The 21,453-nt window shown below is 68.5% G+C and carries 14 protein-coding genes and 2 pseudogenes; 12 read left to right on the top strand and 4 right to left on the bottom strand.

Features of this window, described 5'->3' with window-relative positions; all coding sequences use genetic code 11:
* Positions 1-798: 798 nt before the first annotated feature.
* The 10 genes and pseudogenes from ACIBJH_RS22445 to ACIBJH_RS22400 all read left to right on the top strand — a co-directional run.
* A complete protein-coding gene (locus tag ACIBJH_RS22445; protein WP_399118604.1) occupies positions 799-1,353 on the top strand; it encodes a hypothetical protein in 555 nt (184 codons plus the stop codon).
* 1,760 nt (positions 1,354-3,113) lie between these two features.
* Complete coding sequence (mycP, locus tag ACIBJH_RS22440) at positions 3,114-4,367, top strand: type VII secretion-associated serine protease mycosin (protein WP_399118603.1); 1,254 nt, start codon at positions 3,114-3,116, stop codon at positions 4,365-4,367.
* A 146-nt stretch (positions 4,368-4,513) separates the two neighbouring features.
* Entirely contained in the window at positions 4,514-4,981 is a 468-nt protein-coding gene (locus ACIBJH_RS22435; protein WP_399118602.1) for a hypothetical protein, read from the top strand.
* Between the two features lie 9 nt (positions 4,982-4,990).
* Positions 4,991-6,829, top strand: a complete 1,839-nt coding sequence (locus tag ACIBJH_RS22430) for an alpha/beta hydrolase (RefSeq protein WP_399118601.1) — start codon at positions 4,991-4,993, stop codon at positions 6,827-6,829.
* Positions 6,826-7,782: a hypothetical protein gene (locus ACIBJH_RS22425; protein WP_399118600.1), complete on the top strand. Its 957-nt coding sequence runs from the start codon at positions 6,826-6,828 to the stop codon at positions 7,780-7,782. The genes ACIBJH_RS22430 and ACIBJH_RS22425 overlap by 4 nt, the downstream gene beginning before the upstream one ends.
* 72 nt (positions 7,783-7,854) lie before the next feature.
* Positions 7,855-8,729 (top strand): annotated as a pseudogene (locus ACIBJH_RS22420) (phosphorothioated DNA-binding restriction endonuclease).
* 63 nt (positions 8,730-8,792) lie between these two features.
* Positions 8,793-9,071, top strand: coding sequence for a CopG family transcriptional regulator (locus ACIBJH_RS22415; protein WP_399118599.1), 279 nt, complete (start codon positions 8,793-8,795; stop codon positions 9,069-9,071).
* Positions 9,068-9,538 (top strand): hypothetical protein, encoded by a 471-nt coding sequence (locus ACIBJH_RS22410; protein WP_399118598.1) that lies wholly within the window; start codon positions 9,068-9,070, stop codon positions 9,536-9,538. Before ACIBJH_RS22415 ends, ACIBJH_RS22410 begins: the two co-directional genes overlap by 4 nt.
* Positions 9,465-10,043 carry a hypothetical protein gene (locus ACIBJH_RS22405; protein WP_399118597.1) on the top strand — a complete coding sequence of 193 codons (579 nt, stop codon included), beginning with the start codon at positions 9,465-9,467 and terminating at the stop codon, positions 10,041-10,043. The genes ACIBJH_RS22410 and ACIBJH_RS22405 overlap by 74 nt, the downstream gene beginning before the upstream one ends.
* Before the next feature lie 189 nt (positions 10,044-10,232).
* Positions 10,233-10,529: pseudogene (locus ACIBJH_RS22400) on the top strand (restriction endonuclease); the annotation flags it as partial.
* A gap of 187 nt (positions 10,530-10,716) precedes the next feature.
* On the opposite strand, the gene ACIBJH_RS22395 reads toward ACIBJH_RS22400, so the two are convergent.
* Positions 10,717-11,175, bottom strand: coding sequence for a hypothetical protein (locus tag ACIBJH_RS22395; RefSeq protein ID WP_399118596.1), 459 nt, complete (start codon positions 11,173-11,175; stop codon positions 10,717-10,719).
* Between the two features lie 188 nt (positions 11,176-11,363).
* Positions 11,364-12,116, bottom strand: coding sequence for a DUF4232 domain-containing protein (locus ACIBJH_RS22390; RefSeq protein WP_399118595.1), 753 nt, complete (start codon positions 12,114-12,116; stop codon positions 11,364-11,366).
* A 208-nt stretch (positions 12,117-12,324) separates the two neighbouring features.
* On the opposite strand from ACIBJH_RS22390, the gene ACIBJH_RS22385 reads away from it, so the two are divergent.
* Both ACIBJH_RS22385 and ACIBJH_RS22380 read left to right on the top strand, forming a co-directional pair.
* Positions 12,325-13,725, top strand: coding sequence for a helix-turn-helix domain-containing protein (locus tag ACIBJH_RS22385; RefSeq protein WP_399118622.1), 1,401 nt, complete (start codon positions 12,325-12,327; stop codon positions 13,723-13,725).
* Positions 13,726-13,907: 182 nt separating this feature from the next.
* Positions 13,908-14,288, top strand: coding sequence for a hypothetical protein (locus ACIBJH_RS22380; protein WP_399118594.1), 381 nt, complete (start codon positions 13,908-13,910; stop codon positions 14,286-14,288).
* Here ACIBJH_RS22380 and ACIBJH_RS22375 read toward each other — a convergent pair.
* Together ACIBJH_RS22375 and ACIBJH_RS22370 are read right to left on the bottom strand one after the other, a co-directional pair.
* Positions 14,279-18,994: a DNA repair ATPase gene (locus ACIBJH_RS22375; protein ID WP_399118593.1), complete on the bottom strand. Its 4,716-nt coding sequence runs from the start codon at positions 18,992-18,994 to the stop codon at positions 14,279-14,281. The two genes, ACIBJH_RS22380 and ACIBJH_RS22375, sit on opposite strands and share 10 nt — an antisense overlap.
* 245 nt (positions 18,995-19,239) lie before the next feature.
* A complete protein-coding gene (locus tag ACIBJH_RS22370; protein ID WP_399118592.1) occupies positions 19,240-21,387 on the bottom strand; it encodes a flotillin family protein in 2,148 nt (715 codons plus the stop codon).
* Positions 21,388-21,453: the final 66 nt, after the last annotated feature.

Raw genomic sequence — 21,453 nt, 5'->3', positions numbered from 1 at the left:
AAGCTCCGCTGAAGCACCAACCGCATCACCGACATGGTGAAGGCCGTCCTCGTCCTTCACCACGCAACGAGCTGAGGTTGGAAAAGGCTCACTGCATAGCGCGGACCCGAGTGGACGTCGGCATCGCGACAGGCGGGTCCGGTGTACGGCCTCCACCTCCGGGCGGACGAGCTGACACAGCGCATGCAGGTCCACCCGAAACACGCAGACACCCCCCGAGCCCGACATCCCAACCCCAGTAAGCGGACCAGCCGCCGCGGACGCTGGTCAAGGTCGGCTCTGCGCCATGTACCGCCGCGTACCAGCCACTTCTGTCTGTCCACTCTTCGCCGGTCTCGCCGCCTGACAGAGTTGATCTTGAGGCTGGCCTGATTTCGGTCACCCTCAACCCGCTGCATCTGTGTGATCGATCCGCCACCCCAGCTGAGTACTCGTACTCATGTCCCCGCAGGTGCCCTGCTGGCACATTGGCCACAGCGGGGTCCTTCAGCACGGCTTCGTTGAGCGGACAGTTGGCTACCGTCTCGCATCGGCCATTCACAACCCACTCTCTTGGTCCGGTCGATAGCCGCCTCTCGCTCAACCGGCGCGGTAAAGGAGGTCACACGTGGCAGGGGCAAATCGACTCCGAGCCTCAACAGGATCGGCTTTCAGCCAGCTTCACGCCTTCGTGGCAGCCGGATTCCGCGGAGACGCAAGACCACAGCTATCTTGCCGAGTTGCATCTGTTACGGATGAGGCACTGCCAGTGAGCGGTCGAGGTACTCGCTGAGCAACGTGCCGTACGGGGAGGAAGCGGTGGCGGTCGACAGCACGGGGGATCCGCAGGCAACTGCCGCTGGGCTGGAAGCGGCTGCCGGGGCGATCGCCGCGTCGGGCATCGGGCCCCTTGCCGGTGTCGCCGTGGCACAGGCGCTGCGGGTCGAGGGCGAGACGCTGACGACCTTCAAGAAGCGGGTCGACGATCTCCTGACCCAGCTGGAGCAGTCGAAGGCCGCCCCGCGAAAGATCGCCGGTGGTGGCCTGCCGACGGGACGACTGGGGAGCTTCGACGAGGCCGACGCACTTCACGCCTCCTATACCCGCGTGCACTCCCGCCTGGAGCAGCTGTCCAAGATGCTGGCGCTACAGATCGAGGGGCTGGTCGTCACGGTCGACGCGTCGAAGAGCGGCTATCACAACCTGGACGACGACATCCGCGACCGCTTGAGCCGGATCCGAGTCGAGGCGGACAAGTTGATCGCCGACGAGGCGGGTCCGGGGACGAAGGCACACACCGGCGGCGCGTCGAACGGATCGGCCCGTGACCAGCAGGGCTCCCAGCCGGCGGATGAGCAAGCCGGTGGCCTGTGATGTCGGTGTCGGCGAAGAGTGGCAGCACAGTGACCGCGGTAGGGAAGGCGGGTCAACTTCATGTCTGACTGGGGCAGTCGAGCCTGGCAGATGGTCAAGGAGACCCGGTTCGTTGCCCACAATCCGGAAGAGCTGTGGGCCATGGTCGAGCCCGCGGACGGTGCGACGGCCACGGAGCTGGGCGAACTGCTGACCCAAGCCGCCAAGACGATCAAGGAGATCGGCGGCGACCTGCGCACGCACAGCATGGCGGTCGAGTGGGACGGCGAGGGCGGTGAGGCATTCCGGACGTGGTGCAACCAGGCCGCGCTGGCCACCCTGGGTCTGGGCGACTACAGCGAGTCCGCGGGCAAGTGGCTCGGCCACGCCGCGGACACACTCCACGAGGTCAAGCCCCAGCTGGAGATCCTGCGAAAGCAGAGCGCCACCGCGCGGTCGGTGCTCGACGCGCACGCAGCCAAGGCGACGGACGTCGGCAACCACGACGGCGGCCCCTCGGCCACCGAGGTGAAGACGGCCAAGACCCGGTACTCCAACGACAGCGCCGACGCCGCCGGCCTGATGATCAAGCTCGCCCAGTCGTACACGGCCTCGACCGAGCAGATCGACGCGCTGGAGGCGCCCGAGTTCCCGAAGCTGCCGGAACGGTTCGTGCCCCCATCTTTCGACCGCACGTCCGTCTCGGTTCCGACCAGCAGTGGGAGCGCAGGCGGAGAAGTGGCCGCGCGAGCGGTGTCGCCGGGGCGGGAGCCTGGCAGCGACTCCGGTTCAAGCGTGACGAGTTCGGCTCCGCAGGCGTCCCCGCCGCGCCACCTGGCAGGCGTGCCGGATGTACCAGTTACGGAGCAGAGCCTCCCAACTGCCGTGACAAACACTGCAATCGACAGCGTCGGAACACTTCCGTCCGCCCCAGCGGCTCCATCCTCCGCTCCGGCTCCACCCTCGGGGATCGGCGGCCCGGACAGCAGAGCATCGTCTCCCACTGGTCTGCTCCCGCCCGCGTTCGGGGGTGGGACGATGCCTCCGCCGGGCGTTGGGACAGGCGGAGGCCGTTCCACGTACAGCGGTCGGGGCTCACTGCCGACCGGGCCAGGCGCATCCGAAAGTCCGCGCGCAGTCCGTGGGCTGCCCACAACGCCCGATCCCGGTCTGACTGCTGGTACTGGTAGCCCGCGGACGCCTGGACAAGGGCTGGCCGGCCCCAGCGCAAGCAGGGGCACCAGCGGCATCACCGGCGGCCGCCCCATCTCGCCCGCCGCGGGACGGCCCACCGGTGCGATTCCGCGCGGCACCGTCATCGGCGGTACCCCGAACCAGCAGCAAACTTCCGCGGGCCGTAGCCCTGTGACCGGAGGTACGAGCCCAGGCGCCACGCCAACCCGCAGCGGAGAACGCACGACAACCCGAGAGGGAGCGGCGAGGCGATCCAGGATGCCTGCCCAGTCCAGCGGGATCGTCGGCGGACAGCCGAGGCCCTCGCAAAGGCGCGGGAGGGCTGCCTTCACCTCCGGGGGCGAGGGGCTCGTCCACGGAGCGAACGCCAACGGCACACCACCGCGGAGCAACGGAACAGCGCGAGGCGCATTCGCCCCGCCCCCGCGCCAGGGCGACGGCTCCCGTCGCGACAATCGTTCCCGCAACGGCTCCGGCCATCCGGGGGAAGACGGGGACAGCGCGCGCAGCAACCCAGCGCAGCCCGCATGAGCTCGACCCCACCCGTAGAACGGGTTCGACGAATACGCCCGACGAGAAGGACGAACATGCGCACCCGCAGCAAGCAGGCCAGACGACGTGGACCGGTCGTGTCGGCCGTGGCAGGCATCCTGCTGGCGGGCGTCGCCGTCACGCCCGCGCACGCTGACACCATCCGCGATCAACAGTGGTATCTGGATGCCATGCAGGCCGACCAGATGTGGAAGACCAGCACGGGCAAGGGCATCACGGTCGTGGTCATCGACACCGGTGTGAAGGCCGATATCCCCGACCTGCGCGGCCAGGTCGTGGCGGGGAAGGACTACTCCAAGCACCCCGGGGACGAGCACTCGGACTACGACGGCCACGGAACACGCATGGCCGTCCTCATCGCCGGTACCGGCGGCCGTGGCACCGCCAACGGCTCCTACGGCCTGGCCCCGGGGGCGAAGATCCTTCCGATCCGCATGCCGGACTTCATCGAGCAGAGCCGTGCCGACGGCAACCCGGACGACTTCCCCACCTATATGGCGAAGGCCATCCGGTTCGCGGCTGATTCGGACGCCCAGGTCATCAACATCTCGCAGGGGAGCACCGCGCACTCGCGGGAACTGGACGAGTCCGTCGCCTATGCGCTGTCCAAGGGCAAGCTGATCTTCGCGGGCGTGGGCAACACCGGCGACGCCCTCAACGAACTCGAATATCCGGCGGCGACTCCGGGTGTCGTGGGCGTCGGGGCGATCGACAGGAACGTGAAGGCGACGAAGGAGTCCCAGCACGGCCCCGAGGTCGACGTGGTCGCGCCGGGAGCGGACATCGTCGCCGCCTGCCTGACCAGCAGCACAGGAGTGTGCAAGACGGACGGCACCAGCGACGCCACCGCCCTCGCCTCAGCCTCCGCCGCCCTGATCTGGTCCAAGCACCCCAGCTGGACCAACAACCAGGTCCTGCGGGTCATGCTCAACACCGCGAGCAAACCCAAGAGCGGCAAGGACCGCACCGACTACCTCGGCTACGGCGCCGTACGCCCCCGCATCGCACTGACGAATCCCGGCAACCCCGGGCCCGCGGACAAGTACCCTCTCCCGGACTTCCCGGACCCCGCGGCCGCGGGCTCGAACTCGCCTTCCTCGGACGCCTCCGAGTCCACGGGCACGGGTGCTCCGGCAAAGGCTGACGGCTCCGCTTCGGCCGCCTCCGCGCACAAGGAGGACGACACCTCTTGGATCGCGCTGGGCATCGGCGGTGTCGTACTCCTCGGAGGCGTGATCGCGGTTGCTGCTGTCGCCCGCAGGCGACGGCCAGGACCTGGTGTCGCCTGAGTACAGGTACTCACACGCACTGGTGGCCGATACGGATGAGGCCCAAGATGCGGTAACGCTACTGTGCTTCTCGATCACCAGAGCGTTGCGGTCGCACTGTCACAACCGCTCGGCGGCATACGACAAAACACGGGGAGGGGCCACGCATGGCGTGGGAGGAGTGGAAGCAGCTCAAGGCCACTGCGGTCGACCGGCACTTTGCGCGGATGCAGCTCAACTCGCTGCCGATGGATCCGGGAGGCGGCGGCACGAGCAGCGCCGACACTCCTTCCGGCAGGCTGAGGTCGGACAAGGCGGCGTGGTCCAAGGCGGGGGAAGGCGTGGGCTCGCTGTCCGAGAACATCAGCAGGGCGCTGGCCAAACTGGCGGACGGCCAGAAGGGCCTCGGAAAGGACTCCGGGTGCCTGACTGCTGCCGCCCAGCGGGACGTCTACGGCTCCTGGGAGCGCTACGTCAAGGACGTGAGCGGGCGGTGCGACGCGCTGGCGGGGTTGTTGGAGAAGGTGGGTAACGGCCAGGTACGGACCGACGAGGCGATCAAGGCCGAAATCGCCGAGCTGAAGGTCCAGTACGAGGACACGCCCGCCGTCGGCGGCCAGGCCGGGGGCCGGTGACGGGGCGCCGTGGATTTCGCAACCCTCAGGGCCCTGAAGCCGTGGGAGTTCTCGGACTCGGCGGACGGATATCGCAGTACGAGCGCCATGGCCAGTGCGGCCAAGGACCGTATCGAACGACAGATCAGCGTGGCCATGCGCAACGCCAACCAGGGCGAGGCCGCAGACGCAGCCCTGACGCAGCTGCAGGAGTTGGCGCAGAACTTCCACTACACACAGGCGGAATGCGGCCTGGTCGGTACGGCGCTCGACGGGTTCGCGTACGACCTGGCGGCAGCTAAGAAGAAGCTGGACGCGGCGGTCGAGAACGCGCAGGCCGAGAAGTTCACCGTGCACGCCGATGGTTCGATCAGCTATCCGGCCGGCGGTGACGAGGTCGACGGCAAGCTTCCCGAGGGCGGCACGGTCACTGGTCTGGGCGACGCGACGGCTTCGGCGGTCGGCCGCCAGGCGGCCAACTTCGACCCCAATCCCCATCACCGTCGCGCGCAGGAGTACGCAGACCAGATAACCGACGCCCTCAAGGAGGCCACGGAGGCCGACGAGAAGTGGGCGCCGAAGCTGCGGGCGCTGAAGGCCGACGACGATCTGACGGTCTCCGACCGGGACTGGGTGGACGTGAAGAAGGATACCGGCGGTGTCCTCAAAGCGTCCGAGGACTACCTGGACTCACTCAGGGAGCCACCCAAGCACGGCACTCCGAAGGAAAACGCTGCATGGTGGAAGAGCCTCACTGATGAACAGCAGGCGGACTACATCTCTGTCCATCCCGATTCGATTGGCTGGATGGACGGGCTTCCCACCGCTGTGCGCGATGAGGCGAACCGAACTGTCCTTGCCGAGGCTCATGGTGCCGCGCAGGTTGAATTGGACGCTTGGATGGCGAAGGAGCCCGACCGATATACGATCGTTCACCAGATCAACCCTAATACCGGCGAGACGGTGGATGTAAAGGAAAGACTTCCCGAAACGGAATGGAAGAAATGGGACGCGAAGCGGCAGGAAATTCAGGGTAGAATTGACGGCATGGATTCAATCCAGAGCCGCTACGACAACTACACCGGGGATGAGGCTACCCAACCATATCTGCTCGGGTTCGACAACAAGAACCTCGGGCATGTAGTTATGGCCATCGGGAATCCTGACACTGCCGATAACGTGGCAACGTATGTTCCGGGAACCGGATCGAATCTCAGCAGCATCGACGGTGACGTTCGCCGGGCCGAGCAGCTCCAAGGAAGAGCAGAGCGAACGGATCCAACACATTCGACCGCGTCAATCCTGTGGCTCGGTTACGACGCTCCTCAAAGTCTGTTGGGCGACGCGACTGACGCCAAGTGGGCCGACAACGCGCGTGAGCCGCTGAGTAACTTTCTGACCGGAATGGACACGGCTCATCAGGGAGGGCACGCGAACTCAACACTCTTAGGGCACAGCTACGGAACTCTTGTAGCCGGAGAGACAATGCGTGATCACCCAAATCTGCCGGTAGACAACGCGATCCTGGTCGGGAGCCCGGGCGTGGGGGTCAGTCATGCCGGGGACCTGAACATTCCAGCGGACCATGTCTGGGCTGCAACGGCGAAGAACGACCTGGTCAATATGGCCCCGCCGCCAGCAGGGCAGGCGGCACCGCTGAACCCGAAGGCTTATTGGCGCCTTTTTAACGACCATTCAGTCATGTACGGGAATGACCCGACGTCCGACGAATTTGGCGGGCAAACTTTCAAGGTTGGCGATGGGCATCTTCCGGGTTGGCATGGGAAGCCTATGCCCGCCCACTCTCAGTATTGGGAGGGCGAGTCGCTGGATCATATGGCGGAGATCGTAACCGGAGGAACCCCGTGAAATTGCGCAACTTGATGTCGATCGGTCTACTGGTGACCGTGATGACTGCGGTTACGGCCTGCGGAACATCGAAGGATGGGGAAGGAGACGGCGCCGCAACGCCGAAACAGACCACGATGAACGAGCAACAGGCAATCAAGCGTGCTAATGAAATCATTCACCAGGCGGTGGACGGCATGTCGCCGAAGCCGAAAATCGAGCAGGTGGGCGCCGCGCCGATGGGAGCCTGTATTGCCCGGGACGACGGTGGCTCGGATGATCGGTTGCAGGTCAGCATCGCATACAAGCTGACTGGAGTGCCGGGCAGCAAAGCTAAATCGCTGGTGCGGCAAGCTAGGGACGCCTGGGTGAAGCTGGGCTACAAGTTCCAGTCATCGGACACAGATTGGTCCAAGCCTTTCCCTCACGTGAACATGCGTACCGAACCCGACGACTTCTGGATGGACGCCATCACCGGTGTGGTGAACCGGTCTACGGGTGAAGGGCTGGCCTCCCTCGGCGTGACATCGCCCTGCTTCCCGCGCAGCGCCGGCGACCAGTCCACGGCCGACTCCACGGCCCTCCGGCACACGCAGGTAGACGAGCTCGCCGAGCATCGGGCCCTGGACCACTCCAGCCGGATCTACGAAGCTCTCCAAGCCCCGCACTCCCCAGCACAAGCGGGAGAGGGAACCAGCGCCTACCAGGACTCCGAAGGCCCCTACGTCCACCATGCCTGGTCGACCCAGCCTCTTACGGAAGAGGAGATCGTCCGGGCGATGGCACGCACACAGACCTACTTCGAGAGCGCTGGATGGACCGTGCGCCATGTCCCGACAGGCACTGGTGTCCCCGCGATCGTCGCCCGCAACGCCGAGGACGAGAGCGTGGCCCAGGTCGCCCCATCGAACACCGGCGCTGTGCGTGTCGCCGTGACAACACCCGTTGTTCCTGGCGGAAGCACGCCGGTTTGAGTTCGTCTCTGGCTGTGGGAATTACGTGAGGCCGAAGGTGCCGCTGACGGGTCACGATTACCATCGCTGGCAATGGACTGGCTGGAGCGCACCGCAAAGCTGAGGCAATGGAGCAGAAGCGGGGCCCGCGCTCCGCACAAGCCGCTACTGTTGCTGCAGTACGCTCTCGGCCGGTTCCAGCAGGATGCTGCCAGCGAACTGCGGTACAGCGCGGTGGAGGAGGATCTGCAGCGTCTGCTGACCGAGTGCGGTCCGCCCAACAGGACGACGCCCGCCTAGCCGTTCCACCATCTGGTGAGCGACGGCGTGTGGGAAGTACGCACCGATCGCGGACTGAGCAGTCCCGGCAGTAGCGTGCGGGAGCTGCGGGGTGTCGGAGCCGCAGGGCGGCTGGCGCCGGAACTGCGGACGGCCGCGGCAAGAGCCGTCGCTGCTCGGCCGGATGGCACGGGTCCTGCTCGACCTGCACTTCCCGCCTTCGCTCCACGGCGACCTGTGCGAAGCCGTCGGCGACCGGACAGCTCTCGACCCTGCGCAGGCGACGGGATCCGCGGATGCGGGAGCTGGTCCTGACGGCCTACGAGTACCAGTGCGCCTTCTGCGGCTACGACAGCAGAATCGGCACGGTACCGGTCGGACTGGAGGCCGCGCACGTGCGCTGGTGGGCGTTCGACGGCCCCGACCACGTCGGCAACGGACTGTGCCTGTGCTCGCTGCACCACAAGCTCTTCGACAAGGGCGTCCTCGGCATCGGCGGCGGCCACCGCATCCTGGTCTCGCAGCGCTTCATTGGCCACAGTCCCGCCGCCCGCGGGCACGTCATAGCGCTCGCCGACCGCCCGCTCATCGGACCTCGACCAGGCGCCCACGCCGTCGCGGCGATCCACCGCTCCTGGCACACCAGCCAGGTCTTCCACGGCAGCCCACGCCCCGCCGCGGCCACCTGATCGCCGAGCCTCGACGCGCGCCCCAATGGTAAGCAGTGCAATACCAAGAGTATGGTCTCTTGTATGGCGACAAAGAAGGTAACCGTGACGATCCCCGAGGATCTCCTGGACGAGATCCGCGCGGACGCGGCAGAGCGGGGCCTGTCGGCGTACGTCGCCGAGGCGCTGCGCTTCAAGCGCGACCGGGACCGCCTCCGGGAACTGGTCGACTGGCTGCAGGAAGAACACGGCCCCGTGACTGAGGACGAGCATGCGGCAGCGCTCGACGAGCTGGAGGAACTCGACGCCGAACACGCGCGGCGCCGCACCGCGGGACAGCACAACGCGGGAGAGGCTGCGTGAAGAAGCGAGCCGGTGAGCGCAGACAGAGGCCGCTCCGTGTCAACGAGAACGGCAGCATCGGATATCCCGCCGGTGGAGAAGGCGACCTGACGGGTGAGGAAGTCCCCGGCGGAACAGCCTACGGCCAGAACGGGCGGTTCGATTCGAGCAATCCGAGTCCGTCTTCCGGCAAGGAGGGGCTGTATCAACCGGGGATGGGGGACGGTGGAACCCAATTCAAGAGCCCGAATCCACATTACGCGAAGGCCAAGGACATCGCCGACCGTCTCAGTTATGCCGTCTTCCGCGCTCAAGAGATCGACGTCCGCTATTACGGGGCGCTGGAGAAACTGAAGGCCGCGCCTGGATTGGATGTGGATACCAAGACATGGGCGGACGTGGCATCCGATATCGATGCTGTTGACGCATCCGCGACGCCTTATCTCAGAGAAAAAAATTCCGCTCGACAAGTCGCCTGCGGCGCGTAAGGCGAACGAGGCCGACAATTTGGTCTATCAGACCTTCTCGGCGGTAAAGCCCCCCATTGAGTGGACTCACGACACTTCAGATCATGGCAGTTGCGACGGCGGATCTAGTGGCTATGGGGATGTTACACGCCGTGCAGTCGTAATGACGAAGGTTTCGGCCGCGAGAAGGGGGGCTCTTATTGGTGTAATTGAGCGCTACTGGAAGAAGGGTGGACATAAAATTATCGACGTCAACTCAGATAAGGAATTTCCTGAGGTGTATGCCGAGACCGGTGATGGCCTGTTGAAGATGAGTTTGATCGTCGGCGGAGAGGGGCAGTTCTTTCTTGACGTCCAAACTGCTTGCGTTAAAAAATCAGACGTTACCGCACCTTCGACACAGGTGAATGGTCGCAGCTATTACGGAAAAGCGGTCCCGCGCCCCAACGCAGACGACGGCTTCTGGTCGTCCAGTGCTCCGATTGCGTCCTCAACAACAACGCCCACGGCGCAGCCGAACTCATGACGGTAAGAGATGGGAATCATCCCATCAGGGTCTGTACCAACACCCCTTCGAATGAGGGTGACCTGGCGGACAACTGGGTGACACCGATTCGACAACGCGAGGTTTCGTGTCAAGGGCCTCACGAGCCTGCCCACGCCCTTTCACATGCGCGGATCGTCGTTCGACGAGGTACCACTACGATCACCGGCCATGGACTGGTCGGAGCGCACCGCGAAGCCGAGGCAGTGGACCAGAAGCGGGACCCGCGCTCCGCACAAGCCGCTGCTGTTCCTGTAGGCGCTCGGCCGGTTCCAGCAGGATGCCGACGGCGAGCTGCGGTACAGCACGGTGGAGAACGACCTCAGGCAGCTACTGGCCGAGCACGGCCCGGCCAACAGGACGACACCCGCCTGCCCCTTTCACCATCTGGTGACCGATGGCGCCTGGGAGGTGCGTGCCGACCGCGTTCCGGGCAGTCCCGGCAGCGGCGTGCAGGAGCTGCGGGCGTACCTCAGCGCGCCCGAGCGGCTGGAGCACATCGCGATCATGCGGGTCTTCTGCGGAACGCTGCCGGCGGACCTTGCCGTCCCGGAGTCCCGGACATCATGGCGAAACCGCGTCAGTGCGGCCCCGCCGACGCCCGTATGCGCGGAGAGTCGGTCCCGGCGGTGTGGGACCACCGACGCCGTACCCGTCAACCCGTGTCGCCCCACGCCGCTTCCAGGTCCCGGCAGCGGACCAGGACGGTCGCGTCGGTCAGTGCGATCTCGTGGGTGCAGCCGTCGTCCTCGTGCGGGAGGATTTCGTCGAGGAGGACGGCATCGGTCGGCATCCAGTCGATGGAGTGTTCGTAGTCGACGGAGAAGTGGGTCACGCCCGAGTAGCTGATGCGCAGGCCGGCGTCGTGCTTGAACTTGTTGGGGGCGAAGTCCAGGACCAGGCAGCCGCTCTTGTCGGTGGCGAGGTGGACCCCGGTCAGTTCCAGGTCCTTTACACAGCGGGTCGCGCCCGCGATGTCGTAGTGGCCGGGGTCGGTGGCGAAGGACCGGGCTCCCGGGGGCAGGTCGGCGCGCAGTCGCGGCAGTTCGGCGAGATAGGCCCCGGCATCCAGGAAGAACCCTCCGTCGTCCCAGACTGCCGTGACGTACTTCATGTGCACCCTTTCGCAGCCCGTGGATCATCCGCACTGCGATGGCATTCTCCACGCCGGGCGGGACCTCGACCTCCAAGGCCTTGATGCCATGTCGTCGTGGACGACAACCAGGCGGTCATCCGGAGGGCCGGTACCGGATCCACGTCCAGTACCGGCCCCCTCCCACCACCACCCCGTACGCCCCCGTCTCAGTAGGTCAACGCATCCTGCACGCTGCTCAGCCAGTACGTCACCCGCAGCGAGTCGTCGATGTAGACGCCCTTGCTGGGGAGGGCAGGGGTGGCCGCCGGGCTGATGCTGTTCTTGTTGCCGTCGAAGAAGTAGACGGAGAGGGACTTGACGGTGCCGCCGTTGGTGCCGCTGCCGTCGTTGCCGCCGGAGAGGGCTACGCCGGCGTAGCCGGACTGGCCCGGGGCGAGCGTGGTGACGGCCTGCGGCTGGGAGTCCTTGATCACCGGCGGCACGGACTGGGCGTCGTCGAAGTTGACGGCCGGGTAGTAGTGGAGGTCGCAGGTCTTGGAGCCGGTGTTGGTGACGGTGAGCAGCATGTGGTTGATGGGGCGGCTGACCGGCTGGGCGGTCACCTTGGTGTTGGCGCCACTGCAGCTGACGCGCGTCGTGGAGCTGCCCGAACCCGAGCCGGAGCCGGAGCCGGACGTCGAACCCGAGCCGCCGCTCGTCTTGCTGCCGCCCGATCCCTTGCCGCCGCTGGTCGAAGAGCCCCCTGTGGAGGAGCCGCCCGACGTGCTGCCGCCGCTCTGGCCGGTCTTCGTCCCGGACGGTGCCGAGGTCGTCACCTTCGAGGGGTTCGGGGAGACCGCGCCGGAGTCCTTTACTCCCAGTTCGCCGTTGCAGGCGGTGAGCGAGAGCGCGGCGAGCGCGACAGTGGCGGCGGCGAAGAGACGAGTACGGGTACGGGGACGGGCGGTGAACACGGACATGGCTGTGATCCTTTTCGGAAGGTGGGAGTTCGCGGGCCGTCCGACCGGTCGGCGGACGGCGTGCTTTGATGACCAGAGCTTGTGCCGCTTTCCGTCCCACCCGCCACGGCAGCCGTGAGTTACGGGAACCTGGAACGTTCGCACCGGCTCTTACCTGGGGGAACAGGACTTCCCTGGAACGCTGGACTGGAATGGGGGCTGGGTGGCAGTGGTGGACGAGACGGCCGATTTCGCGGCGCTGATACGGGAGCTCAAGGACCGTTCGGGGCTGAGCTACGGCGTGCTCGCGAAGCGGCTGCACATGAGCACGTCGACGCTGCACCGCTACTGCAACGGCGACGCCGTACCCACCGAGTACGCCCCCGTGGAGCGGTTCGCCCGCCTCTGCAAGGCGACCCCCGACGAACTCGTCGAGGCCCACCGCCGCTGGATCCTGGCCGACGGGGCCCGCCAGCGCGAACGGAAGTCCGCCGCGAACGCCGCGAACGCCACGGCCGCAACCACGGCCACCGCCACGGCCACCGCGACCACCGCCGCCGCCACGCCCCCTGTCCCGCCCCCGGAAGCGACCACCGCGGTCCCAGAGGCGACCCTCGCCCCAGGGCCGACCCCCGCTCCCACCCCTCCCCCCGCAGTCGAACCCGAACCCGAACCCGAATCCGCCCTACCGGTGACCGCGACCGCCCCGCGCAACCGCCGCCGTACCACCCTCTTCGCAGCCGCCGCGGTAGCCGTAGTACTCGCCGCCACCGCGCTCGTCCCCCACTTCATGTCCGGTAACGGCGGCGGCGACCGGAAGCAGGAGGCCGGCTCCGTGACCTCCACCGGACGCGGCACCCCCTCCTCGTCCGCGTCCGCTTCCGCTTCCGCGAAGTCGACCTCCTCGCCGTCCGCGTCGACCTCGCCCTCCGGTTCCGCGAGTCCCTCCGGGTCCGCTACGGCGAAGAGCGGGGCGTCCGCCTCCACGGGCGCGAAGTCCGGCGGGGCCGCGGACGCGGCGGCCGTTCCGCTGACGGTGACGACCCGGCCGTATGCCTGGGAGAGCCCGTGCGGCCAGACCTATCTGGTCGACCGGGACGCGGCGAAGGTGCCGCCGCCGCCGACCGAGCAGGACGCGCCGAGCTGGGTGAGCGCGCTGGGCGCCGTCTCCGCCGACAGCCAGTACCTCGAACTGACCGTGCAGGGCACCGGCCAGGACACCGTGGTGCTGCAGTCCCTGAACGTCCGGGTCGTCGACAGCGGTGCGCCACCGGCCTGGAACGTGTACGAGATGGGGTACATCGGGGTCGGCTGCGGCGGCGGGGTGCCCACGCACTCCTTCGACATCGGGCTGGACTCGATCCGCCCGGCGGTCACGCCGAAGTCCGGGCAGACGGGTCTGCCGTACAAGGTGAGCGAGAGCGAGCCCGAGGTCCTGTACATCACGGCCGCCGCGGCCTCCCACGACGTGCGCTGGTATCTGGAGCTGGCGTGGTCCAGCGGCACCCGCAAGGGCGTGCTGCGCATCGACGACCAGGGGAAGCCGTTCCGCACCAGCGGCATGAGCGGACGTCCGCAGTACGGCTACTCGCTGGACACCAGCGAGTGGGTGCCCCACCAGGCCGACTGAGCCGCGGGCAACCGCACGCCCCGTCCGACCTCGCGTTGACACCGACCCGCGCCGGACGTTGACTGGCAGCACTGCGCAGTCGTTGAAGGGTACGACCGACCGGGTCTCCGGGAGCCTGGAACAGGCCGTCGAGAGGCCGACGAGGCACGAACGCCTTCAGGCGGAACGGAAGCGGCATCCTGATGTACGACCAGACACGCGCCCAGCAGCCCGCCGGCCAGAACCGGACCCCCGCCGAACGCCGTACACCGGGCCCGGAGCCACTGCTCCCGTCCGCCGAGCGGGAGCAGGTCCTCCAGCGGCTGCGGCACGCCCTCAACACCTTCGCCGACACCCCGCACGACGCCCTGGCGGAGGCGGAGAGCGCCTACGACGAGGCCACCGCCCAGCTGGTGAGCGCCCTCGCGGCCCGCCGGGAACTCCTCCGCGCCGCCTGGGCCGACCAGGACACCGCCGCCGCTGCGGAACCCGAGGAACCCGCGGACCTCACGTCCCAGTCCGACGAACTCCGGCACGCACTCCGGCAGTACCGCGAGATCACCCAACGGCTCCTTCAGCTCTGACTCATGCGCGGGTACGTCGCCTTCAACTCGCCCCAGCGCACGGCCTGTTCATCCGTCAGCGTGCCCCGCAGCTCCGCCAGCTTCAGCAGGTTCGCCTCCGCCTCCGTCCCCAGGGTCTGTGCCTCGGCGGTGTAGTGGTCGTCCAACACCGCTGACAGTTCACGGGAGTTCATCACCGGCTCGATGCGCCGGGCGATCCGGTTCATCGTCCGGTACGACCCCTGGAGCCGGAACGGCGGTTCGGTGCGGGCCTCTTCCGTGGTCGCCGCCGACGCCATGTACGCGGAGTTGACCGCGAGGACGGTGTCGCGGGCGGCGAGCAGATGCCTCAACACGGCGACGACACGGGCCAGTTCGGCGGGATCGCAGGCGTAGGAGAGGCGGTCCGCGCGGGCCGTCGCGTCGCCCCGCGCCAGCCGGATCAGCAGGTCCAGGTCGTCGCGGTCGCGGCCGGCGAGCGGGGCCAGTACCGGGTTCGAGGTCAGCGCGTTCTCGACGAAACTCAGGGCGAACTGCGCCTCCTTGCCGGTCAGTACGTCGCCGAGGTTCCAGACATCGGCACGGTTGGCCAGCATGTCGGGCACCCGGAACCGGCTGCCGGACTCGGTGTACGGGTTGCCGGTCATACAGACGGCGAACCGCTTGCCCCGCAGGTCGTAGGTGCGCGCCACGCCCTCCCACACGCCCTCCATCCGCCGGGTCGCGTCGCACAACGTGATGAATTTCTGCAGGAGTTCGGGTGACGTGTGCTGGATGTCGTCCAGGTGGAGCAGCACGTTGTTGCCCGCCGCGAGCGCGAAGTTGACCTTCTCCACCTCCTGTCGGGCGGTCGCGTTCGGCGCCTCGGCCGGGTCGAGGGAGGTGACACCGTGCCCGAGGGCCGGGCCGCTGACCTTGACCAGAACCAGTCCGAGCCGGTCGGCGACGTACTCCATCAGGGTCGTCTTGCCGTACCCCGGCGGCGAGATCAGCAGGAGCAGCCCGCCGGTGCCGACCGCCCCGTCCTCCCCCGCCGTGCCGAGCTGCCGGGCCAGGTTGTCCCCGATCAGCGGGAGGTACACCTCGTCGACGAGCCGGCCCCGGACGAAGGACGACAGGACGCGCGGCCGGTACTCGTCGAGCCGCAGCCGAGCGCGTTCCGCCACCACGAGGGCGGTACGACGGCTCTGGTACGCGCGGTGACCGGGCACGTCCCGGGTTCGGAACTCGCGCGTACGGGCAAGGAGTTCATCGACCCTCACACTCAACTCACCCCCCACGACACGAGGATGGCTGCCCAGCAGTCCGCCCACCGTCTCCGTCATCCGCGCGTCCGATTCGTAACGCGGTGCACCGGGGCAGAGTTCGGCCGCCACCGCCTCCGCCAGGTCTCCCGGATCGACCCGCGTCCCGGACGCCGTCGTGTACGCCGTGAGCCAGGCCTCCACCAGCTGGCGGCGCGCGGGCAGGTCGTCGTCGAGGGCGGTCAGATCGTCGTCGTAGGCCGAACTGCCCACTGCCCGCCGGAACTTGTCGAGCAGGGTGCGGGCGCCCGCGCTGATCACGAAGCCCTCGGGGGCGGTGGTGAGTTCGTCGAGGAGGTAGGCCGCGGCGGGCTCGCCGCCCAGCTCCTTCGCGAGTTCCGCGCGGAGTTCGGCGTCGGCGGGGGTGGGTCCGAACAGGTCGCGGGCCCGGGCCAGGGACCTCGCGCGCCGGGTCCAGTTCTCGCGGGCCCGTGGGCTCGTGGCGTGCGTCCAGAAGAGCAACGCGCATGCGCGGGCGGCCGGTTCGTGGCGCAGCAGGCCCGCGTCCTCGTACCGGCGGAGCAGGGCCGTGAGGATCGCGGTCGCGTCGTGGTCGTGCACACCGCGTTCGTAGCCTTCGTCGTACGACTCCTGCGCGGCCCGGCGGACCAGGGCGGCGAGGTCGGTCTCCTGGGCGAGGGCCTGTGCGCCGTGTTCGTCGAGCAGGCGGGCGGCGAGGTGTTCGGCGCGGTAGACCCGGGGTGACTCGGAGGGCAGCGGGCGGTCCCAGTACGGGCGGGTGGCCGCGAACTCCGGGTCCCTGACCGGGGATCGGTAGTCCGTGCCGGTGAGGGCGAAGGCCAGGCCGTCGCCGGAAGGGACGAGGGTGAGGTCGAGGGGCTCGGTGTGCACGGCGAAACGGTGGCGGCCGAGACGAAGGGTCCGGCCGCCGTCCGTGGAGAGGTCGGCGCGGTCGCGCAGCGCGCGGGTCGCCTCCGCGTGGGCGGCCGTGAGCCGGCCCGTCAGCTCCTCCGCCCTTGTGGGCTCGCCGAGTTCGCGGATTTGGCCCGCGGTACGGCGGATCCTCGCCACCATCGGGTCGGAGGCGAAGTACGTGTTCACCGCGTCGGCGTCGGCGAGCGCGACCGCCCGCCGTCCCACGGTCTCCAGCACCCGCACCGCCGACCGCGCCAACTGCTCGGCCCTGCGGGCGCGTTCGTCGACGAGGGTCTGCTTGCGGGCGGAGAGCGTCTCGTGGATCTCAGTGCGTTTGCTGTCCAGTTCGGCGTGGAAGTCGTCGAAGTCCGCGAAGCGGGCCTCCAGGTTCTCCAACCGGACCAGCAGCAGGGCGAGTTGGGTGTCGCAGGCCTCCGGGGTGGCCGCGTCCGCGAGCGCTCCGGTCACCGACTGGGCCAGCAGCGCGAACTCGGCCGCGAACTCCGCCCGCCCTTCCCCGTCCCGGAGTTCCGCGCGCCGGGCGTCCAGCATGGCGCGGGCCCGGTTGACGCCGCCCAGCACCTCGGCGACCCGCTCCAGCATCGAGGTACGGACCGTGGCGTCACCGATGTCGAGTCCGGCGACCACCTCGGTCACCGTCCGCAGCCCTTCGGTCAGTTCGTCCAGGCGAGCCGCGACCGGGGCCGCCTCGGCTACCTTGGCCAGCGCCCCGGCCTCCGCGACCAGGCCCTCGATCAGCTCGTGGTGCCCGGCGAACGCGTCCTCGCGCGCCAGGAACGACACCGCCCGCTGCCCGAACACCCCCAGATCCGCCTCGACTTCGGCCGCCGCCTCCTCGATCCGCGCGGTGTCGGCGTACCGCATCTCCTTCAGCGTCAGCAAGTGCCCCTGTGCCCGCCGGAGTTCCGTGAGCCCGGCGACCCAGCCCGCCGCGTCCCGGGGCACCTCGCCCCGCAACCGCCGTACGAGGGAGGCGAGATGGGCCGTCGCATCGGCAACGGCGTCGGCGGCCCGCCCGGTCAGAGTCCGGACCGTCTCGAACTCGGTCAGGACCTGCTCCGCCGTACCTCGCACCTCCTCCAACGGCCCCCGCAGATCGCCGAGTTCGGCATCCCCCAGCCAGTGATGGGTATCGGCCGCCCGGACACACGCGGCGACCAGCGCCTCGTACACCTCCGCCGCCGGCTCCATCCCGACGACCGCGCCCGTCAGCGACAGACAGTCGGAGATCCCGCGCACGAGATCGGCGTTCCCGACGCGGAACAGCGGGCCGGAACCGGCGAGTTGAGCGGCGGCACGGGTGTCGGAGACGAACGGGGTACGCCAGATCCGCACCGCATGAACCCGAGCCGCCTCCCCATCCCCCGCCGCGCCCAGCACCATCACCGTGCCGTCGTCGAAGAGCGCCCACCCCTGCCCGGGCAGCGGCGCCGCGACCTCCTTGCGGATCATGTTGTACGGCAGCAGCAGGCTCCGCCCCGACCCCCGCGACCGGTACCCGAACAGCACGTCCTCCCCGTTGGGCGAGCGGACGATCCGCTCCAACTCCAGCCTGTCGGTGGCCGTTTCGAAGGTCTTGCACTCCCCCGTGGCCAGGCAGTACCCGCCCGGGAACACGATCCCCTGCTCCTCCGGCAGCCGCCGGCAGGACAGCCCGATCCCGTCGAGCCGTACGACACCCTTGGTCAGCGTGTTGAAGACCAGGTAGCGGTGGGCGTCCTCCTTGTAGGGCCGCACCCGCAGCAGCACGAGCGCGCCCACCCGCGCGTACGCGATCTCCGCGTCGGCCGGCGACTGCAGCGGCTCGTCCACCGGTTCGGAGTAGATCCCCTCCCCCGTCTCGGTGTTGTCCTCCACCTTCACCGTGAGGGTGCCGCCCAGCGTGTCGACGTACAGCCCGTCCTGGATCCGCACATGCGGGTGCCGGCCGGGGACGAGGTCCTCGCGGCCCGTTCCCGTCCAGTCGAAGTCGTACGGCGGCGGGAAGACGTGGTCGCGTTCGCCGTGCGCGTCCAGGAAGGTCGCCGCCCGGCCGTCGTCCGTGAGGGCCCAGCGCAGTACCCGGATGTCGTCGGCCTTCTCGCCGGTGCGGAAGACGGCCAGCAACTTGCCGTCGACGCGCCGGAGTTGGAGGAGGCGGGCCTGCCGGTAGTAGCGGTGCAGGGCGGTGAACTCCCGTACGAACTCCGGGTCGTCGAGGAGTCCGGGTACAGCGTTCTCGGGCAGCACGCGCAGGTCGTGGCGGTCGTGGAGGGCGAGAACGTCGGCCACCGCCGTCTCCCGGGTGACGCCGAGGGAGGTCTGCCGGCCGAAGAGCAGCGCGTCTCCTACGGCGACGATGTCCCTCGGCGTCGCCGGGTGTTCGGTGGTGAGGCGTCCGGTGCCGGTGAGTTCCAGCCGGGTCGAGCCGAACTCCTCGGTGCGGCGGGCGTTGAGCGCCTCCGCGCGGCGGGCGAGTTCGGCGGCCTGTGCGGCGAGGCGGTCGCGCAGGACCTCGTAGGTGCCGGTGTCCAGGCCGGTGGTCATGGGGCCCTCTCAGGATCTCGGGCGGGGTGCGTGGTCGGGAGTGGTGGGTCCGGAACTGCCGTCCCCTGTGCGGCAGTTCCGGACCGTCTGTGGGGCCTGGCGGCGGCCTCGGCCGGGCGTCGAGCCTTCGCCGGGCGTAGGGCCTTCGCCGGCCGTCAGGCCCTCGCCGGGCGTCGAGCCCTCGCCGGCCGTCAGGCCCTCGCCGGGCGTCGAGCCCTGGCCGGCCGTCAGGCTTTCGCCAGGCGTCAAGCCTTCGCCGGGTGCCCGTTGAGCGCGGTCAGCGGGGTGTCCGCGAGGCCCAACTCACCGGCTTTGTCGAGCAGTTGCCGTAGCTGACCGGCGTTCGCCGTGTCCGTCCGCATCAGCTTCATCAGCACCGCGGACACGGTGAGGTTCTGCACATCGGCCGTGGAGACCGAGCCGAGTACCCGCCCGAGGTCCTCGGCGATGTTCGACGTACCGTCCAGCCACGGGCGCGCCAACGCCTGTGCCGTATCGGAGTTCTGGACGAAGCCGTCGACGCTCCTGCCGAACGAGACCGCGGAGACGAGCCGGTCGAAGAAGACGGTGTCGCCGCCGACGATGTCGATGTCGGCGTTCTCCAGACCGGTCGCGAGGACCGTGGCCTGCGCCTCGGCGACCTGCCGCTGCACGTCGAGACCCGCGAGCCGGATCTCCTTCTCGGCCTGGAGCCGCAGCCGGTACTCCTCGTGGCCGCGCGAGGCGTCGTCGAGGGCGGCCATCGCGGCGGCCTTCTCGGTGAGGCCCTCCGCCTCGGCCTTGAGCTTCTCGCCGATACCGGTGGCTTCGGCGAGCGCGTTCGCCCGTACGCCTTCGGCCTGCGCGAGCACCTTGGCCTGCGCGCCCTCGGCCTCCGCGAGTGCCATGGCCCGGGTGCCCTCCGCCTCCGCGCGCAGCCGGGCCTCGGTGCCGTCCGCCTCCGCCCGCAGCCGCGCCCCCGTGGCCTCGGCCTCCGCGCGGCCCGCCTTCACGGTGACCTCGGCCTCCTTGTCGCGGACCTGGACCTCGGCGAGTCCGGCCGCGGCGGCCTCCGCCTGGATGCCCTCCGCGAGGCGCAGCTTGGCGCGGGCGTCGAGGTCGGCGGACTTCAACCGGGCGTCGGCGAGGGTGAGTTGCTCTCCGGCGCGGTGCTTGGCGGCGGCCTCCGCGGCCTCGGCCGCCTTGATGTCCTTGACCAGCTTCTCCTGCGCCTCGGCCTCCGCGGCGATGATCACCGCCTGCCGGGTGCGCTCCGCCTCCTCGACCACCCGCAGCTTCTTGATGGCCTCCTCCTGCTCGGCGACCGTACGGTCCACGGCGATCCGTTCCCGGACCACGTCCGCGACCTCGCGCCGCTCGACCTCGACCTCCTTGTCGCGGGCGATCCCGGACAGCGAGGTCTCCCGTTCGCGGGCGATGACTTCGAGGAGCCGGTCCTTCTCGATGCGCTCGTTCTCCACGGCGATGACCCGCTCGCGGTTCTTCTGCGCCACGGCGATCTCGCGGGCCTGGTTCTCGCGCTGGACGCCGAGTTGCTCCTCGGTACGGAGGAACGCGGCCTGGGCGCCGAGCCGTTCCTCCTCCTGGACCTTCGCGGTGGCGGCCTCCTCGCGCGCCCGCAGCACCTCCACCTCACGGCGCTGCTTGATCTCCGCCTCGGCCTGCCGGCGCTCCAGCTCCAGGATGGTCTCCCGGGCGTCGACGTTCTGCCGGGTGATCTCCTTCTGCTCGGTGCGCTGGAACTCGTTGGTGCGGACGTGCTCGATCGTCGTCAGCTCGGTGATCTTGCGGATGCCCTGCGCGTCCAGGATGTTCTGGTTGTCGAGCTGGGTCATCGGGGTCTGTTCGAGGAAGTCGATGGCCGCGTCGTCGAGGTGGTAGCCGTTGAGGTCGGTGCCGATGACCTGGATGATCCGGTCCCGGAACTCCTCGCGCTTGGTGTAGAGATCGACGAAGTCCAGCTGCTTGCCCACGGTCTTGAGCGCCTCGGAGAACTTCGCGGCGAAGAAGTCCTGGATCGCCACCGGGTCGCTCGCGGTCTGGGTGCCGATGGCCTGCGCGACCTTGATGACGTCCTCGACGGTCTTGTTGACCCGCACGAAGAAGCTGATGTGGATGTCGGCCCGGATGTTGTCCTGGCAGATCAGCCCCTCGCGCCCGGTACGGCGGATCTCGATCGTCTTCACGGAGATGTCCATGAACTCGGCCTTGTGCAGCACCGGCAGAACGACCGCGCCGGTGAAGGTGACGTCGACCTTCTTCGTCTTGGAGACGATCAGCGCCCGCCCCTGCTCCACCTTCCGGAACAGCCGCCCGACCAGCAGGAGCAGGGCGAGCGCGATGAGCAGGACAACGGCGACGAACACACCGATGCCCACGGTGATGGCGTTCATGACATGGGTCCTCTGAGGAGAGAAGGGTGATCGACAAGCAGGCAGAGGTCAGCGAGTGGAGACCGA

The sequence above is a fragment of the Streptomyces sp. NPDC050548 genome, assembly GCF_044457385.1.
Taxonomy (GTDB): domain Bacteria; phylum Actinomycetota; class Actinomycetes; order Streptomycetales; family Streptomycetaceae; genus Streptomyces.
The sequence above is the reverse complement of the archived record's forward strand: the minus strand, read 5'-3'. Positions and strand labels throughout refer to the sequence as shown.

What these genes read in the sequence shown, in the direction of transcription:
- ACIBJH_RS22380 (WP_399118594.1), top strand. Translation starts at nt 13,908, where the DNA reads ATGTACGACCAGACACGCGCCCAGCAGCCCGCCGGCCAGAACCGGACC.
- ACIBJH_RS22395 (WP_399118596.1), bottom strand. Translation starts at nt 11,175, where the DNA reads ATGAAGTACGTCACGGCAGTCTGGGACGACGGAGGGTTCTTCCTGGAT.
- ACIBJH_RS22390 (WP_399118595.1), bottom strand. Translation starts at nt 12,116, where the DNA reads ATGTCCGTGTTCACCGCCCGTCCCCGTACCCGTACTCGTCTCTTCGCC.
- ACIBJH_RS22375 (WP_399118593.1), bottom strand. Translation starts at nt 18,994, where the DNA reads ATGACCACCGGCCTGGACACCGGCACCTACGAGGTCCTGCGCGACCGC.
- ACIBJH_RS22370 (WP_399118592.1), bottom strand. Translation starts at nt 21,387, where the DNA reads ATGAACGCCATCACCGTGGGCATCGGTGTGTTCGTCGCCGTTGTCCTG.
- ACIBJH_RS22405 (WP_399118597.1), top strand. Translation starts at nt 9,465, where the DNA reads ATGCTGTTGACGCATCCGCGACGCCTTATCTCAGAGAAAAAAATTCCG.
- ACIBJH_RS22415 (WP_399118599.1), top strand. Translation starts at nt 8,793, where the DNA reads ATGGCGACAAAGAAGGTAACCGTGACGATCCCCGAGGATCTCCTGGAC.
- mycP (WP_399118603.1), top strand. Translation starts at nt 3,114, where the DNA reads ATGCGCACCCGCAGCAAGCAGGCCAGACGACGTGGACCGGTCGTGTCG.
- ACIBJH_RS22435 (WP_399118602.1), top strand. Translation starts at nt 4,514, where the DNA reads ATGGCGTGGGAGGAGTGGAAGCAGCTCAAGGCCACTGCGGTCGACCGG.